Annotated in this window: 12 protein-coding genes and 1 pseudogene; 5 read left to right on the top strand and 8 right to left on the bottom strand. The window is 70.8% G+C overall.

Going from position 1 to position 14929, the window contains the following annotated elements:
* Positions 1–17 precede the first annotated feature (17 nt).
* Positions 18–551: pseudogene (locus O9280_RS14340) on the top strand (pseudouridine synthase); the annotation flags it as partial.
* Between the two features lie 186 nt (positions 552–737).
* Here O9280_RS14340 and O9280_RS14335 read toward each other — a convergent pair.
* From O9280_RS14335 to O9280_RS14305, 7 genes are all read right to left on the bottom strand, one after another.
* A complete protein-coding gene (locus O9280_RS14335; RefSeq protein ID WP_298344209.1) occupies positions 738–2474 on the bottom strand; it encodes an amidohydrolase in 1737 nt (578 codons plus the stop codon).
* A 40-nt stretch (positions 2475–2514) separates the two neighbouring features.
* Positions 2515–3531 (bottom strand): NAD-dependent epimerase/dehydratase family protein, encoded by a 1017-nt coding sequence (locus O9280_RS14330; protein ID WP_298344206.1) that lies wholly within the window; start codon positions 3529–3531, stop codon positions 2515–2517.
* 31 nt (positions 3532–3562) lie between these two features.
* Positions 3563–5266: an olefin beta-lactone synthetase gene (oleC, locus tag O9280_RS14325; RefSeq protein ID WP_298344202.1), complete on the bottom strand. Its 1704-nt coding sequence runs from the start codon at positions 5264–5266 to the stop codon at positions 3563–3565.
* A 10-nt stretch (positions 5267–5276) separates the two neighbouring features.
* Positions 5277–6179: an alpha/beta fold hydrolase gene (locus O9280_RS14320; protein ID WP_298344199.1), complete on the bottom strand. Its 903-nt coding sequence runs from the start codon at positions 6177–6179 to the stop codon at positions 5277–5279.
* 105 nt (positions 6180–6284) lie between these two features.
* Positions 6285–7301: a 3-oxoacyl-ACP synthase III gene (locus O9280_RS14315; protein WP_297866515.1), complete on the bottom strand. Its 1017-nt coding sequence runs from the start codon at positions 7299–7301 to the stop codon at positions 6285–6287.
* 106 nt (positions 7302–7407) lie between these two features.
* Positions 7408–7818 (bottom strand): DUF4156 domain-containing protein, encoded by a 411-nt coding sequence (locus O9280_RS14310; protein WP_298344195.1) that lies wholly within the window; start codon positions 7816–7818, stop codon positions 7408–7410.
* Positions 7819–7928: 110 nt separating this feature from the next.
* The gene (locus O9280_RS14305) at positions 7929–10799 is read right to left on the bottom strand and encodes a pitrilysin family protein (protein WP_298344192.1); all 2871 of its coding nucleotides are present in this window, start codon (positions 10797–10799) and stop codon (positions 7929–7931) included.
* A 138-nt stretch (positions 10800–10937) separates the two neighbouring features.
* Between O9280_RS14305 and O9280_RS14300 the strand changes: the two genes are divergently transcribed.
* The 4 genes from O9280_RS14300 to O9280_RS14285 all read left to right on the top strand — a co-directional run bounded on the left by O9280_RS14300 (position 10938) and on the right by O9280_RS14285 (position 13715).
* Positions 10938–11666: an SDR family oxidoreductase gene (locus O9280_RS14300; protein ID WP_298344189.1), complete on the top strand. Its 729-nt coding sequence runs from the start codon at positions 10938–10940 to the stop codon at positions 11664–11666.
* On the top strand, positions 11666–12466 hold the full coding sequence (locus O9280_RS14295) for a hypothetical protein (RefSeq protein WP_298344186.1): 801 nt from the start codon (positions 11666–11668) through the stop codon (positions 12464–12466). Before O9280_RS14300 ends, O9280_RS14295 begins: the two co-directional genes overlap by 1 nt.
* A gap of 52 nt (positions 12467–12518) precedes the next feature.
* Positions 12519–12998: a tRNA (cytidine(34)-2'-O)-methyltransferase gene (locus O9280_RS14290; protein ID WP_298344183.1), complete on the top strand. Its 480-nt coding sequence runs from the start codon at positions 12519–12521 to the stop codon at positions 12996–12998.
* A gap of 195 nt (positions 12999–13193) precedes the next feature.
* Entirely contained in the window at positions 13194–13715 is a 522-nt protein-coding gene (locus O9280_RS14285) for an outer membrane beta-barrel protein (protein WP_343228765.1), read from the top strand.
* Positions 13716–13853: 138 nt separating this feature from the next.
* On the opposite strand, the gene O9280_RS14280 is transcribed toward O9280_RS14285, so the two are convergent.
* Positions 13854–14882: an NAD(P)H-dependent glycerol-3-phosphate dehydrogenase gene (locus O9280_RS14280; protein WP_298344177.1), complete on the bottom strand. Its 1029-nt coding sequence runs from the start codon at positions 14880–14882 to the stop codon at positions 13854–13856.
* Positions 14883–14929 lie beyond the last annotated feature (47 nt).

Below are 14929 nucleotides of genomic sequence, written 5' to 3'. Positions count from 1 at the left end.
CCGATACACTGGAGGGCATGCTCGTGGCCTTCCACAAACCGATGAACGTGCTGTGCCAGTTCACCGACCGCAGCGTGCCGCCGCGGCCGACGCTGGCGGGTTTCGGCCTGCCCAAGGGCGTGTATGCCGCCGGTCGCCTCGATTTCGACAGCGAAGGCCTGCTGCTGCTGACCGATGACGGTGCGCTCGTGGCCGCGATCGGCTCGCCGAAGTTCGACTGGCCCAAGACCTACCTCGTGCAGGTCGAGGGCACGCCCACCGACGAGGCCTTGCAGCGCCTGCGCGACGGCCTCGAGCTCAACGACGGCCCGACGAAGCCCGCCGAAGTTGCGGTGATCGACGCGCCGGCGTGGCTGCCGCCGCGCGACCCGCCGGTGCGCGTGCGCCAGACCGTGCCCGACGCTTGGCTGCGGCTGGTGATCCGCGAAGGCCGTAACCGCCAGGTGCGGCGCATGACCGCCGCGGTGGGCCTGCCCACGCTTCGGCTGGTGCGCGAGGCCATCGGCCCGTACACGTTGGACGGATTGGCGGCGGGGCAATGGCGCGAGGTGGCGGCCCCCGAGCTGCCGGCGCGGCTGCGCCGCAGTGAGGCGCCCCGGACCGCGACGCAGAGCGCGCGATCGACGTCGACGGGCGAGGGCCGGTCGGTGCCATTGTCGCGCCAGGAGGCGGCCGCGCGCCCGGGCCTGATCCGCCCATGGAAGCGCGACGGGCGCTGAGCCGCGTCGCGCCATTCCTCAGGGCGTCGTCGCCGCTTCCACCGGACGCTGGCACACCGGCTCGCCGTCCACCCAGGTGGAGCGCACGACGAGCTTCGGCACGGCCGCCGCATCGATAGCGGCCGGGTCGGCATCGAGCACGACGAAGTCAGCGCGATAGCCCTCCGCGAGGCGTCCGATCTCGCCCTCGCGCCGGTTGGCGAACGCGGCGTCGGCGGTGAAGCCGGCGAGGGCGTCCACCATCGTCAGGCGCTCCTGCGGCTGCCAGCCGCCGAGCGGCAGGCCTTCGAGGTCCTGGCGCGTCACCGCCGAGTACAGGCCGAGGCGAGGATCCACCGACTCCACCGGGAAATCGGAACCCAGGGCGAGGCGGGCACCGCCGTCCTTCAGCGTCTTCCACGCGTAGGCGCCGCGGATGCGTTCGGCGCCGATCCGCGCTTCGGCCCACGGCATGTCGGAGGTGGCGTGCGTGGGCTGCATCGAGGCGATCACGCCCAGTTCCGCGAAGCGCGGCAGGTCCTTCGGCGACACCACCTGCGCGTGCTCGATGCGCCAGCGGTGGTCGCTCGCGCCGGCTTCCGGGCCGAGCACCTTGGCGTAGCCGTCGAGCACGAGGCGGTTGGCGAGGTCGCCGATGGCGTGCGTGGCCGCCTGCAGGCCGCAGCCCTTGATCTTGGCCAGCAGCGTCTCGAGCGCCTCCTGGCGCATCAGCAGCAGGCCGCGATGCCCGGGCTCGTCGCTGTAGTCGGCAATCAGCGCGGCGCCGCGGCTGCCCAGCGCGCCGTCCATGTAGACCTTCACGCCGCCCATCGCGAGCCGTCCGCCGTCGTGCACGTAGGCGCCCTGCGCGCAGCGGTCGGCCAGCGCGTCGCGGTCGCCGTCGGCATAGGCCTCGACGCGCAGCGTCAGGCGATCGGCATCGGCGAAGCGCTGGTAAAGCGCGAGGTCGGCGCGCGAGACACCCATGTCGTGCACGCCGGTGAGGCCGCTCGCGGCCGCGGCCGCCAGCGCGCGCTCGAAGGCCTCTTCGCGCAGGGCCTCGGACGGTGCCGGCACCGCAGCGTCGATAAAGGCCGCCGCCGCATCGATGAACACGCCGGTCGCTTTGTCGCCCTCGCGCAGGATGCGGCCGCCATCCACCTGCCAATCGCCGTCGAAGGTCTTTCCGTGCTTCGCCTCCGCCGCGCGCATCGCCGCGCTGTTGCCCCAGCCGGCGTGGCCGTCAACGCGCTCCAGCCACACCGGGCGATCGGGGAAGGCGGCATCGAGGTCGGCGGCGGTCGGGAAGTCCTTCTCGGGCCAGTCGTTCTGGTCCCAGCCGCGGCCGATGATCCAGGCGTCGGCGGGCACCGTCGTGGCATAGACCTGCAGGCGTTCGATGATCTCCGCCTTGCTCGCGGCACCAACGAGGTCGGCACGCAGCAGGGCGAAGCCGAGGTTCATCAGGTGGCCGTGCGCATCGATCAAGCCCGGCACGACGACGCCGTCGCCGGCGTCATGGCGTGTCGCTTTCGGGAAGCGGGCCGCGAGATCGTCGGCGCGGCCGATCGCGATAATGCGGCCCGCGTCGTCCCAAACCATCGCGTTGGCGTCGGGTGCCTCGCTGCCGGCGATGCGTGCCGCGACGAGCAGGTGCATGGCGGGCGCCGCCACGGCCGGCGACGCATCGGGCGCCGGCGTCTCGTTCGAGGGTCGCGTGCACGCGGGCAACGCGAGCGCGACGAGGATCAGCGAACCCAGGGCGAGTCGACGCATGCGTGTGCTCCGGCCGAAGAAGGCCGAAGCATGCCGCAACTCAGTGCGTATCGCGCCACCAGCGCGAGAGGCGTGCCAGGCCTTCGGCCACCGTCACTTGCGGCACGTAGCCGAAGTCGCGCTTCGCGGCGGACAGGTCGTACCAGTGCGGCGTGGCCAGCTGCTCGGCGACGAAGCGCGTCATCGGCGGTTCGCCCTTCAGCGGCAGCGCGTGCCACAGCACTTCGCAGAGCGCGCCGGCGGCGTAGGCCACGCCGAAGGGCACGCTGGCGTCGACGCGCGGCTCGCCGGCGGCCACGAGCAGGCCGTTGACGATCTCGCGCACCGGCTGCGGCTCGCCATTCGAGATGAAGTAGGCCTTGCCGGCGCAGGCCGAACCGGGGCCCAGCGCGGCGAAGGCCAACAGGTGCGCGTCGGCGGCGTTGTCGACGTAGCTGGTGTCCATCCGGTTGTGGCCCCCGGCGATGAAGCGCAGCCGGCCCGCGCGCGCGCGCTCGACGAGGCGCGGCAGCAGGTTGGTGTCGCCGGGGCCCCAGATCAGCCGCGGCCGCAGCGCGACGGTGCTCAAGGTGCCGCCGCCCGCCACCGACGTGCCGTTCGCGGCCAGCACGGCTTTCTCGGCGATCTGCTTGGTGCGCGGGTAGGGCGCCTTGAACGCCGGGGCGTAGGGCGTGTTGCTTTCGTTGCCGCCCTCGCAGGGCACCCGGCCGTTGTGCGCCACGCTCGGCGTCGAGGTGTAGACGAGGCGCGTGATGCCGTGGGCGCGGCAGGCGTCCAGCACGTTCGTCGTGCCGGTCACGTTCGCGTCGATGTAGCTCTGCTCGCTGCCCCAGTGGCCCGCCTTGGCGGCGTTATGGAAGACCGCCTCCACGCCTTCGAGCGCGCGCTGCACGTGGGCCGCGTCGGCAAGGTCGCCGAGGCGCTGTTCGACGCCCATCGCATCGAGGTCGGCGGAGCGCCGACGCTGGGTGCTGATGACGGTATGGCCCTGGGCCTGCAGGCCGCGGCAGATCGCCTGGCCGAGGAAGCCGGCGCCGCCGGTGACGAGGATCTTCATGGGTCGAGGGTCGCGCGTGCCGTGTCGCGGCTCAGTGGAGGACGCCGCGCAGCTGCGCCTTCGCCCACTCGGCGAGCTTCTCGCGGCCGATCTTGGCGTTGTGGCGGATGTCCACCGGGAAGCCCGGATGGCGCAGGAAATGGTGGATGCGCGCGGTCTTCGGGTTGCGCATGGCCATGCGCTCGAGTTCGGCCTGCACATGCACCCACTCGCTGTCGGGTACGCCGTCCTTCAGCTCGACGCACAGCACCGGCGCCTGCATGCCGCGCACGCCGACCCCGACCAGCGCGGTGCGCGCGACGCGGCGGTGCGTGTTGAAGATCGGCTCGATCTGTTCGGTCGTCATCAGGCCGCCGGCGGTCTCGACGCGGTGGCTCTTGCGGCCGCAGAACCACAGCCGCCCTTCCGCGTCGAAATAGCCGAGGTCGCCCATGCGGTGGACGATGCGCTCCTCGCGGGCGGAGACGCGTTCGCGGATCTTCGCCATCCGGGTCGCCTCGGGGCGCGCGAAGTACTCGTCGGTGGCGCTCGGGCCGGCGACGGTGATCTCGCCGATCACGCCCGGACCGACGACGTAGTCGTCGCGCCAGAACGAAATCGCGTCGTCGAGGATGCGGATGATGCGGACGGTGTTGGCCGCGACCGGGCGGCCCACGCAGGTGCCGGCGCCGCCTTCGGTGGCCTCGCGCGTCGTCTCGAGTTCGCGGGCTTCAATCACGGCGACCGGCAGGCACTCCGTGGCGCCGTAGGGCGTCCAGAACTGGGCATCGGCGGGCAGCAGCCGGCGCATGGTCGAAACGACGTCAGGCGGCACGGGTGCGCCGGCCGAGGTGACGCGTTGCAGGGTCGGCAGTGCTTCGCCATGTTCGGTGAGCACGCGCATCAGCGCCGGCGAACCAAACAGCTGGGTCACGCCGAAGCGGCGGATGGCGTCGTGCAGCTTGCGCGGATCGGCCTTCGCCGGCCGCGTGGGGTCCATGTCCGGGATGATCGACGTCAGGCCCAGCGCCGGGTCGAACAGCGCGAAGGGCGGGAACGTCGGCAGGTCGACGCCGCCCGGCGCGATGCCGAAGGCGTCGCGCAGCAGGTCGATCTGCGCGATGAAGTGGCGGTGGCGGTAGACCACGCCCTTGGGCACGCCGGTCGAGCCGGAAGTGAAGAGGATGCCGGCCACTTCGTCGCCGTGGGTGTCGGCCAGCATCGCCGTGGCCTCGCCGCGCGCGGCCTTGGCGGCCAGCAGGGCAGCCCCTTTACGCTCGAGACGGGCGAGAGTCTCGCCGCGCCACAGCGGCCAGGCGCGGGTGCCCACCGTCACCACGCGGCGGATGGTCTTCAGGCCCCAGCCGAACACGCGGCGCGCGAACTGCGCCAGCGGGATGCCGATGAAGGCCTCGGGCGCGGCTTCGTCGAGGCACTGCTTCAGCGCCGAGCGGTCGATACCGGGGTCGACCAGCACGGGCACTGCGCCGAGCTTGAACAGCGCGAACATCAGCAGGAAGAACTCGGGGCTCGGCCGCACCATCACCACGGTGCGCATGCCGCGGCGGATGCCGTAGGCCTGCAGCCCGGCGGCGATGGCATCGGAACGGCGGTCGAGTTCGCCGTAGGTCAGCACCACGTCGTAGCGGGCGAAGCCGTCGGCGCCGGTGCCGCCCGGGCAGCGCATCGCCGGCTGCTCCGGGCGCTCGGCCGCGATGCGCGGCAGCACGGCGGCGATGTTGGCGGTCGCCGTCATGGTCGCGGGGTCAGAGCGGGTTCGCGTCGAGGAAGCGGCGGATCGCCGGCACCAGCACCGCGTGCTTGTCTTCCAGCACGTAGTGGTGGGCGTCCTCGAAGGCCATCACTTCGGCCTTCGGCAGCGCGTCGGTGAAGCCCTTCAGGAAGTGCTTGTCGAACACGAAGTCCTGCAGGCCCCAGGCGATGAAGGCCGGGCGGTCGGCGTACTCGTGCAGCGTCCGGCCGGCCTCGTCGACGAAGGCCCAGGCCTTGTCGCGCGGCGACAGCGGGATGTCCTGCACGAAGCGCAGCGTGCTGATGCGGTTCTTCCACGAGTTGTAGGGCGCGACGTAGGCCGCGCGCACCTCGGGCGACACCTTGGTCGACACGCACTGGTCGATGGTGCCGGCGGCGAAGGCGTTGAAGCCGCGGATCATCAGGGCGCCAATGTTGTAGTTGCGGCCGAGCTGCAGCTGCCAAGGCAGCGGCTTCTCCTGCGGCAGCGGGAAGGCGGCGGTGTTGGTGATCACGAGGCGCTTCACGAGGCCGCGGCGCTTCAGCGCCCAGCCGAAGCCGATCATGCCGCCCCAGTCGTGCACGGCCAGCGTGATCGGGCCAGTGATGCCGAGGTGCTCGAGCAGCTTCTCGAGGTCCTCGATGCGCGACTGCAGGGTGTAGCGGTAGTGCTTGTCGTCCGGCTTGTCCGAGAGCCCCATGCCGACGTGGTCGGGCACGATGCAGCGGTAGCGGTCGCGCAGGCCCAGCACCAAACGGCGCCAGTAGAAGCTCCACGACGGATTGCCGTGCAGCATCAGCACCACTTCTCCGTCGCGCGGGCCCTCGTCGAGGTAGCTCATCGCGATGCCGGCGCCGCGCTCGAAGCGCTGCGGGGTGAAGGGGTAGTCGGGGAGCGTGATGTCGGGGAGCGGCATCGGAATCCTTCGGTCTTGCGCGGCGATCGGGTCGTGCCCGGGCGGGCGCTTCAATGACAAGGGCCGGTCGCCCGGCCCTCGCGTCGCATCAGGGGGCGGCGGGCCTTACCAGACCACTTCCGCCATCGAGCAGTTCAGGCCGGAGCCAATCCCGAGCAGGGCGATGCGCTTGCCCTTCTTGAGGCGGCCCATCTCCTTGAGCTTGGACAGCACGATCGGCACCGAAGCGGGGCCGATGTTGCCGTGCTCGTGGAAGATGGTGAGGACTTTCTGCGGATCGATGCCGAAGGTCTTCAGGAAGGCCTCGGTGTGGGCGCGCGAGATCTGGTGGATGACGAACTCGTCCATCTCCTCCACCGCCCAGCCCAGCGCCTGCTTGGCGGCGCCGAAGGTCAGCTGCGCCAGCTTGATGCCCTCGATCAGCAGCATCTTGGTGTCGGTGACCATGCGGTCGAGGTTGCCGCGGCAGAGGTGGCTCCACTGCGTGGCCGCGCGGGTGACGCCGCCGCGGTACTGCGGGCCGTCCGGCACCAGTTCGCGGCGGGCCAGCACCATGGCGGCGGCACCGCAGCCCAGCGTGAGGCTGGCGAACTCGTTGCGGAACTCGTCGTGGGTGATGCCTTCGCGGTTCAGGCGCTCGATCGTCTTCTGGTAGACGACGTTGGCGTTCTCGGCGTTGACGATCAGGGCGTAGTCGATCTCGCCGCGCTCGATCATGCGGCCGGCGATGTCCATGCCATTGATGAAGGCGAGGCAGGCGTTCGCGACGTCGAAGTTCTGGCAGGTGTCCGGCAGGCCGAGCTGGCCCGAGACGATCGAGGCCACCGAGGGCTCGAGGAAATCGCGCGAGACCGAGGTGTTGATCAGGATGCCGATCTTGGCCGGGTCGATGCCGGCTTCGGCGATCGCCTTGCGGGCCACGTCGGTGGCGGCATCGGCCGTGGGCTTGCCCTCGTCCCACAGGCGGCGCGAATTGATGCCGGCGACATCGCGCAGCACGTCGGTTTTGATGCCCAGGCGATCGAGCGTGGGCTTCAGGCGCAGGTTGATCTCATCGGACGACAGCGCGTGGGGCGCGTCGATGTGGGCGAGACCGGCGATGGAGACGTGCTGGAACAGCATGGGCAGGGACCCGGAGTAAACGAACATCGGAGTTTAGCGCAGCCCCGGGCGCCCCGCTTCGGGGCCCGTATGGACCCCCCCCGACCGGGGGGGGGGGCGGTCCGGCTCAGTCTTCGCGGAGCGGGGTGACCTCGGCCTCGTCCTCGGGGAGAGCCTCCACGCGGGTGCCGGTGGTGGCCGGGGCGGTGCCGACCGCGCCGCCGCAGCGATAGGCGGCCCAGCGCTGCTCGCCGTCCATCGGCTCGCTGATCGGCTGCACGGTGTCGGCGCCGAGGCCCGGGGCCTCGTTGCGGGCCAGCACTTCCAGCTCGTCACGCACCTTTAGGTCGTTGCGCTCCAGCGGGCCGAGGTGGTCCTTCACCGAAACGCCGATCTCACCGCGCTTCTCGCAGGTCAGGGTCTGGCCGGGGGCGACGACGCGGATGCTCTGCCCGCCGGGCTGGATCTGCACGAAGGTGCAGGCCGACAGGCCGGTGGCGAGGGTGGCGACCAGCAGCAGGGCGGGCGACAGGCGCATCAGGGCTCTCCAAGGTGTTCAGGAATGCGAACGCCCGGATTGTGCCGGGCGTTCGATAAATCGGCGATGAGCCCGGAGGGCGCGAGAGCGCCCGCCGGGACCGGTTCGGGTCAGCGGGCGGCCGTCGCGTCGCCCGCCGCGTTGCCGTCGGCGTCGATGATGCTCACCTCGCCTAGGCCGAGGGCCCGGACTTCGGCTTCGATCTTCGACAGGTCGCCGACCACCACCCAGGTCAGGGCCTTCGGGTCGAGCGTCTTCGCCGCGGCGTTCACGCCGGCCGGGTCGAGGGCCTCGATACGGCCGCGGCGCACGTCCACCCAGTTGTCCGGGCGGTTGTAGCGCACGATGCCGCCGATCTGGCCGAGCACGGCGTTGGCCGTCTCGAACGAACCCGGCAGGCTTCGGATCTCGGTGGCCTGGATCTTGGCCACTTCCGCGGGCGTCGCCGGCGTGCTGCCGTCGGCATAGGCGGCGATCTCGCGCTGCATTTCCTTCAGCGCGTCGGCGGTCTTGTCGATCTGCACCGGCGCGAAGGCGATCCACGGGCGCTGGCCCTTGGCCCCCGAGCTGAAGCTGTAGGCGCCGTAGGCCCAGCTCTTGTCCTCGCGCAGGTTCATGTTGAGGCGCGAGCTGAACTCGCCGCCGAGCACCGAGTTGGCGATGTCGAACTCCACCGAGCCGGCATCGGTCGTCGACGGCGCGAGCTGGCCGGCGAGGATCGTGGCCTGGATGGCGCCCGGCTGGTCGACGAGGTAGACGCGCGGCGCGGTCGGCAGCGCCACCTCGGCGATCGTCGGCTGCGGCACCGGCGTGGCCGGGGCCTTCCAGTCGCCGAAGTGCCTCTCGAGGATCGGCGTGATCGCCTCGATCGAGGTGTCGCCGACGACGATCAGGGTGGCGTTGTCCGGGCGCACGAAATCGGCGTGGTAGGCCTTCAGGTCGTCGACCGTGAGCGAAGCGATGGAAGCCTCGGTGCCCGAGCCAGAGAACGGGATCGCGTAGGGATGGCCGGCCCCGTACATCAGCGGCGGCAGCAGGCGGTTGGCCAGAGCGTTCGGGCGGGCCTTCTCCTGCTTGATGCTGGCCAGCCACTGGGCGCGGACGCGCTCGATGTCGGCGTCGGCGAAGCGCGGGCGGCGCAGCATGTCGGCATACAGCGCGACCGACGCGTCGAGGTTCTCGGTGAGCGACGAGAGGAAGGCGCTGCTGTCGTCCAGCGCAGCCGAGCTGCCGAGCTGGGCGCCCAGCGATTCGACGCGATCGCCGAACTGCAGGGCGTCGTAGTCACCGGCGCCTTCGTCGAGCATGCCCATCGCGAAGCTCGAGGTGCCGAGCTTGCGGCCCTGGTCGGCCGCGAAACCGCCGCCGAACAGCATGTTCATCTGCACCACCGGCAGGCCGGGGCGCTCGGCGACGACGAGCTTGATGCCGTTCGACAGCGTGGCGCGCTGCAGGGCCGGGAAGCTCAAGCCCGGGAAGCTGGCCGGCATCGGCGGGCCGGCGCTGCGGTCGACCGCGCTGGCGACGGTGGTGAATTTCGGATCGACGGCCGGGATGGGCGGCGAGACATAGCCTTCGCGGGCCGTGCTCTCGTCGACCGCGAGGGCCGGGCGGTCGCCGGGCGTGACCAGCAGGGTCAGGTCGCCCTGCGCCAGCCAGGTCTTGCCGGCGGCCTGGACGCTGGCCGGCGTGGCGGCATCGAGCGTGTCGAGGTCGTTGCGGTAGCAGCCGGGATCACCGGTGAACACCGTGCACTCGGCCAGCACGTCGGCCTTGCCGCCGAAGCCGCCGATGCGCTCGACGCCGCGGATGAAGCCGGCCTTGAACACGGTGCGGGCCTGGTCGATCTCGGCCGCGGTCGGGCCCTCGGCGAGCAGCTTGGCCATCTCCTCGTTGACGATGGCTTCGACGCGCGCCGGGTCCACGCCCTGCTTGATGTCGACCTGAAGCATGAACATACCGCTGAGCTGGCTGCCCCACGAGAAGGCGCTGACGCTGTCGGCCAGCTGCTCGCCGAACACCAGGCGCTTGTCGAGGCGCGAGCTGCGTGAGCCGGCCAGGACCTGGGCCAGCAGCGAGAGCTTCTGGGCCTCGGCGGTGCCGAACTGCGGCGTGTTCCAGGTGCGGTACAGGCGCGCCTGCGGCACGCGGTCGCTCATCTCGAAGCGCGTGCTTTCGGTGCGGGCCGCCACGTTGAGCGCCGGCTGCGGCATGGTCGGGCCGGCCGGGATGTGGCCGAAGAACTGCTCGGCCTTGGCCTTCGCCGTTTCGACGTCGATGTCACCGGCCAGCACGAGCACGGCGTTGTTCGGGCCGTACCAGGCCGAGAACCAGCGCTTCACGTCCTCGATGGAGGCGGCGTTGAGGTCGGCCATCGAGCCGATCACGCCCCAGCTGTAGGGGTGGCCTTCCGGGTAGCTCTTCTCGGCGAGGAAATCCCACACGCGGCCATAGGGCTGGTTCTCGCCCTGGCGCTTCTCGTTCTGCACCACGCCGCGCTGCTCGTCGAGCAGGTCTTCGGAAATCGCGCCGGCGAAGTGGCCCATGCGGTCCGACTCCATCCACAGCGCGAGGTCGAGTGCGGTGGTGGGCACGTTCTGGAAGTAGTTCGTGCGGTCGTTGTTGGTGGTGCCGTTCTGGTCGGTGGCGCCGACCTGCTCGAAGGGTTCGAAGAACTCGCCCTTCCAGTTCTCCGAGCCCTGGAACATCAGGTGCTCGAACAGGTGCGCGAAGCCCGTGCGGCCCGGCTCCTCGTCCTTGCTGCCCACGTGGTACCAGACGTTGACCGCGACGATCGGCGCCTTGCGGTCGGTGTGCACGACAACGCGCAGCCCGTTCGGCAGGGTGAAGGTTTCGTACGGGATCTGGACGTTCGCCTCGGCCGGCGCGGCGGGGGCGCTGCCGGCGTCGGAGGCGGGCTGGCAGCCGGCCAGCGCGAGCGAGGCCGCGAGGGCGATGGCGAGGGGGCGAAGCAGGGGCATGGGCGAGAGTCCGCGGTGGATAACCCTCGGAGCGTAACCGGCCACCGCGGCGCCCACCCCTGCCGGATGGCATGGCCTCACGCCGTCCTTCGCTTTTGTTGACACCCGCGCCACCGCCGAAGTGTCCAAGATGGCGTCATGAACCCCTCCTCGCCCGCATTACCCGCCCTCCGCCGTGTCCTCGTGACCGGGGCCTCCCGCGGCCTGGGCCTCGAGTTCGTCCGCCAACTGCTGGCCCGCGGCGACGCGGTGCTGGCCGCGTGCCGGCGTCCGGACGGAGCCGCGGCGCTCGCGGCCTTGGCCGCCGCCCATCCGGACCGCCTGCAGGTGCGCGCACTCGAGCTGACCGACCCCGCCTCGCGTGCCGCGCTGCTCGACGACATCGCTGCCGGCTGGGGCGCCATCGACCTGCTGATCAACAACGCCGGCGTGCTGGCTTCGGGCGAGCGCTTCGGACACTTGGACGCCGCCCACTTCCGCACTGCCTTCGAAACCAACACCCTGGCCCCGCTGCTGTTCGCCGAAGCCGCCACGCCCTTGCTCGCGAAGGGCCGCGCGCCGGTCGTCGCCTACCTGAGTTCGGTGCTGGGCTCGATCGCTGCGACGCAGAGCTTCTACACACCGAGCTACGCGGTCTCGAAGGCCGCGTTGAATATGGCGGTGCGGATGGCGGCGATCCCCATGGCCGAGCAGGGCATCCGCAGCGTCGCCCTGCACCCCGGCTGGGTGAAAACCGATATGGGTGGCCCTGCCGCACCGCTGGAGGCGCCCGAATCAGTGAGCGGGATGCTGCGGGTGATCGACACGCTGCCGGCCGATGCCCGCGGCGACTTCATCGACTATCGCGGGGAGACGCTGCCATGGTGATGCGCCCATCCGAACCGTGTCGCGCCGGCCACTTCGGCGTGCTGGCCGCGGCTCTTTTCTTCGCCGCACTTCCGGCGTCGGCGGCCTACCGCGAGGAGGTCGGCCTCGCCGCCGATCTCGAGAGCGGGGAAGCGCTCTACCGCGAGCAGCACCTGATGCGCGCCGCGCCGGACGGCGGCCTGCTCGAACGCCTCGTGGTCTACCGCTGCGTCGACGGCACGCCGTTCGCCCGCAAGCGTGTCGACTATCGCGGTGCCGCAGCCGCGCCGGCCTTCCAGTTCGAAGACGTGCGCAGTGGCTACCGCGAAGGCGTGTCGCGCGCCGGTGGCGATGCCCGCGTCTTCGTCGATCGCCCCGATGCGGATCCGCAGCAGGCGCCGCTCCCCGAGGGCAATCTCGTCGCCGACGCCGGCTTCGACCAGTGGGTGCGCCGCGAATGGCCGCGCCTCACGGCCGGCGAGAGCGTGCCGATGGCCTTCCTCGTGCCGTCGCGCCTGACGAGCTACGACTTCAAGGTCTACGAGGTCGAAGGCGATGAGGTCGACCGTGCCGGCGACCGGCGCTTCCGGCTGCGTCTCGGCGGCTTGCTGGGCTGGATCGCCCCGCACATCGACGTGGTCTACGCCGAGCGCGACCAGCGCCTGCTGCGTTTCGAAGGGTTGTCGAACCTGCGCGACGACGCCGGCGACGATCCGCTGAAGGTGCGCATCGAGTTCCCCGAGCCCCCGAAGGCCGCCGATGCCGAGGCGTTCTCGCGCCTCGCCGCCGAACCGCTTCGCGCTTGTCGCGTCGGCGCCTGACAGCGCGCGTCGACGCGGCGATACTCGCGGCCTTCGCGGCCACCTGATCGCCATGTTCCACGTCGTCCTGTTCCAACCCGAGATCCCGCCCAACACCGGCAACGCGATCCGCCTGTGCGCGAACACCGGCGCGACCCTGCACCTGGTGCGCCCGCTCGGCTTCGATGTCGACGACGCGCGCCTGCGCCGCGCCGGGCTCGACTACCGCGAGTTCGCGTCGATGCGCGTGCACGACGACCTCGATGCCTGCATCGCCGCGATCGGCCCGACGCGCTGGTGGGTGGTGGAGACCGGCCAAGCGACCCGTTTCGATCGCGTCGCCTACCGCGAAGGCGATGCCTTCCTGTTCGGTCGCGAGACGAGTGGGTTGCCCGACGACGTGCTCGCACGATTCGACGCCGGCACGCGCATCGCGCTGCCGATGCGCGAAGGCAATCGCTCACTCAATCTCTCCAACGCCGTCGCTGTCGCCGTGTTCGAGGCGTGGCGGCAGTGCGGCTATGTCGGAAGTCACGATGCGGCGGACGATTGAGGGCGCGCGGAGTCGCGTCTTCCGGAACCGCAAGTCCCCGTGGTCAGCGACGCGTGGATTCAATGCCAACGCTGCGCTGAATGTTCACTCTTCGTTGGGTTGTTGCTGCGCTGCGCGGCTGTTTCTCTGTAGCCGTCGCCCAGCCCCGGCTTCGCGACTCCCCACACAAGAAAGAGAAACGCCACGAAAAAGACCCTGATTGCCCTCGCCCTCGTCGCCATGCTGCCGCTGTCGGCCAACGCCGCCGAGCGCAGCTACACCTACGTCGAAGGCACCTACAACAACATCGACAGCGACGTCGACGGTTTCGGCGTGCGCGGCTCGGTGGAGTTCGCGGACTCCGGCTTCTATGCCCTCGGCGACTACCGCAACTACTCGGAGCGCGGCGCCGACATCGACACCTGGGAACTGGCCCTCGGCTACGCGCTCGGCCTGTCGGACAACCTCGACCTGATCGCCGAAGCCGCCCACACCGACTACGAAGTCGTTGACGGCTACCGCCTCTCGACCGGCCTCCGTGGCAATTTCACCGAGAACTTCGAGTACCTCGGCAAGGTGAACTACCGCAACCTCGACGCCGCTGGCGACAGCGACGATTTCACCTACACGGCCGGCCTGCAGTACAAGTTCAGCCCGACCTGGGGCGTGACCGGTGAAGTCGAGTTCGACGGCGATAGCGCCGAGATCTACACGGTCGGCCTGCGCGCCAGCTTCTGATCCATCCGCGGCGACGCTGCCGTCCCGCGGCAGCGGTTGCGCAACCTTCAACGCCCGGCTTCGGCCGGGCGTTGTCGTTGGCGTCGCCGCAGCGCGCGACTTGACGCTTCATGCCGAACTGCGCCCGTCGGGCGGGCCTCAGCCGTCGCGGAACAGGCTTTCCGGGTATTCCGGCTTCTGCTCGCGCGCCAGCAGTTCCTTGAGGCCTTCCACCGGCGTGATCTCGCCATGCAGCACGCGCTGCACCTGGTGGCTGATCGGCAGTTCGATGCCGTGGGCATCGGCCTGGCGCATCACTTCGTCGGCGGTCTGCACCGATTCGACGACCTGGCCGATGGCGGCGACGGCTTCGGCGAGGGTCTGGCCCTTGCCCAGCGCGAGGCCGAGGCGGCGGTTGCGCGAGAGGTCGCCGGTGCAGGTGAGCACGAGGTCGCCGACACCGGCGAGGCCCATCAGGGTCTCGGGGCGGGCGCCGAGCGCCGCGCCGAGGCGCAGCATCTCGTTCATGCCGCGGGTGATCAGGCCGGCGCGGGCGTTCAGCCCGAGGCCCATGCCATCGGCCACGCCGGTGGCCACGGCCAGCACGTTCTTCATGGCGCCGCCGAGTTCGGCGCCGAGCATGTCGGTGCCAGTGTAGGCGCGGAACGCCGGGCCGTGCAGCTTCTCCGCCACGAGCTGGGCGAAGTCGGCGTCATCCGAATGCGCGGTGACGGCGGTCGGCAGGCCTTGGGCGACTTCCTTGGCGAACGACGGGCCGGTGACGACGGCCAGCGGCACGCCGCGGCCGAGCAGTTCACCCGCGACTTCATGCAGGAAGCGCCCGGTGCCGGGCTCGAAGCCCTTCGTGGCCCAGGCCACGCCGCAGCCTTCCGGGCGCAACGGGGCCAGACGGCGGATGGTCTCGGTGAAGGCGTGGCTGGGGGTGACCACCAGCAGCATCGAGGCGGCGCGCACGGCGGCCTCGAAATCGGTGGTGGCGCGCAGGCTGGGCGGCAGCGCCACGCCCGGCAGGTAGCGGGTGTTCTCGTGGCGGGTGTTGATGCCCTCGACCTGGGCCGCGTCGCGGCCCCAGATCAGGGTGTCGTGGCCCTGCCGCGCCATCTGAGCGGCGAGGGCGGTGCCCCAGGAGCCGGAGCCCAGCACGGTGACGGTGGTCGTCGCGGTCATGGGGGCGTCCTCTCGAAGCGGGGCGGTGCCTCGCCCGGCGGGTGGGC

The organism is Silanimonas sp. (assembly GCF_027531545.1).
Lineage (GTDB): Bacteria > Pseudomonadota > Gammaproteobacteria > Xanthomonadales > Xanthomonadaceae > Silanimonas.
The sequence above is the reverse complement of the archived record's forward strand: the minus strand, read 5'-3'. Positions and strand labels throughout refer to the sequence as shown.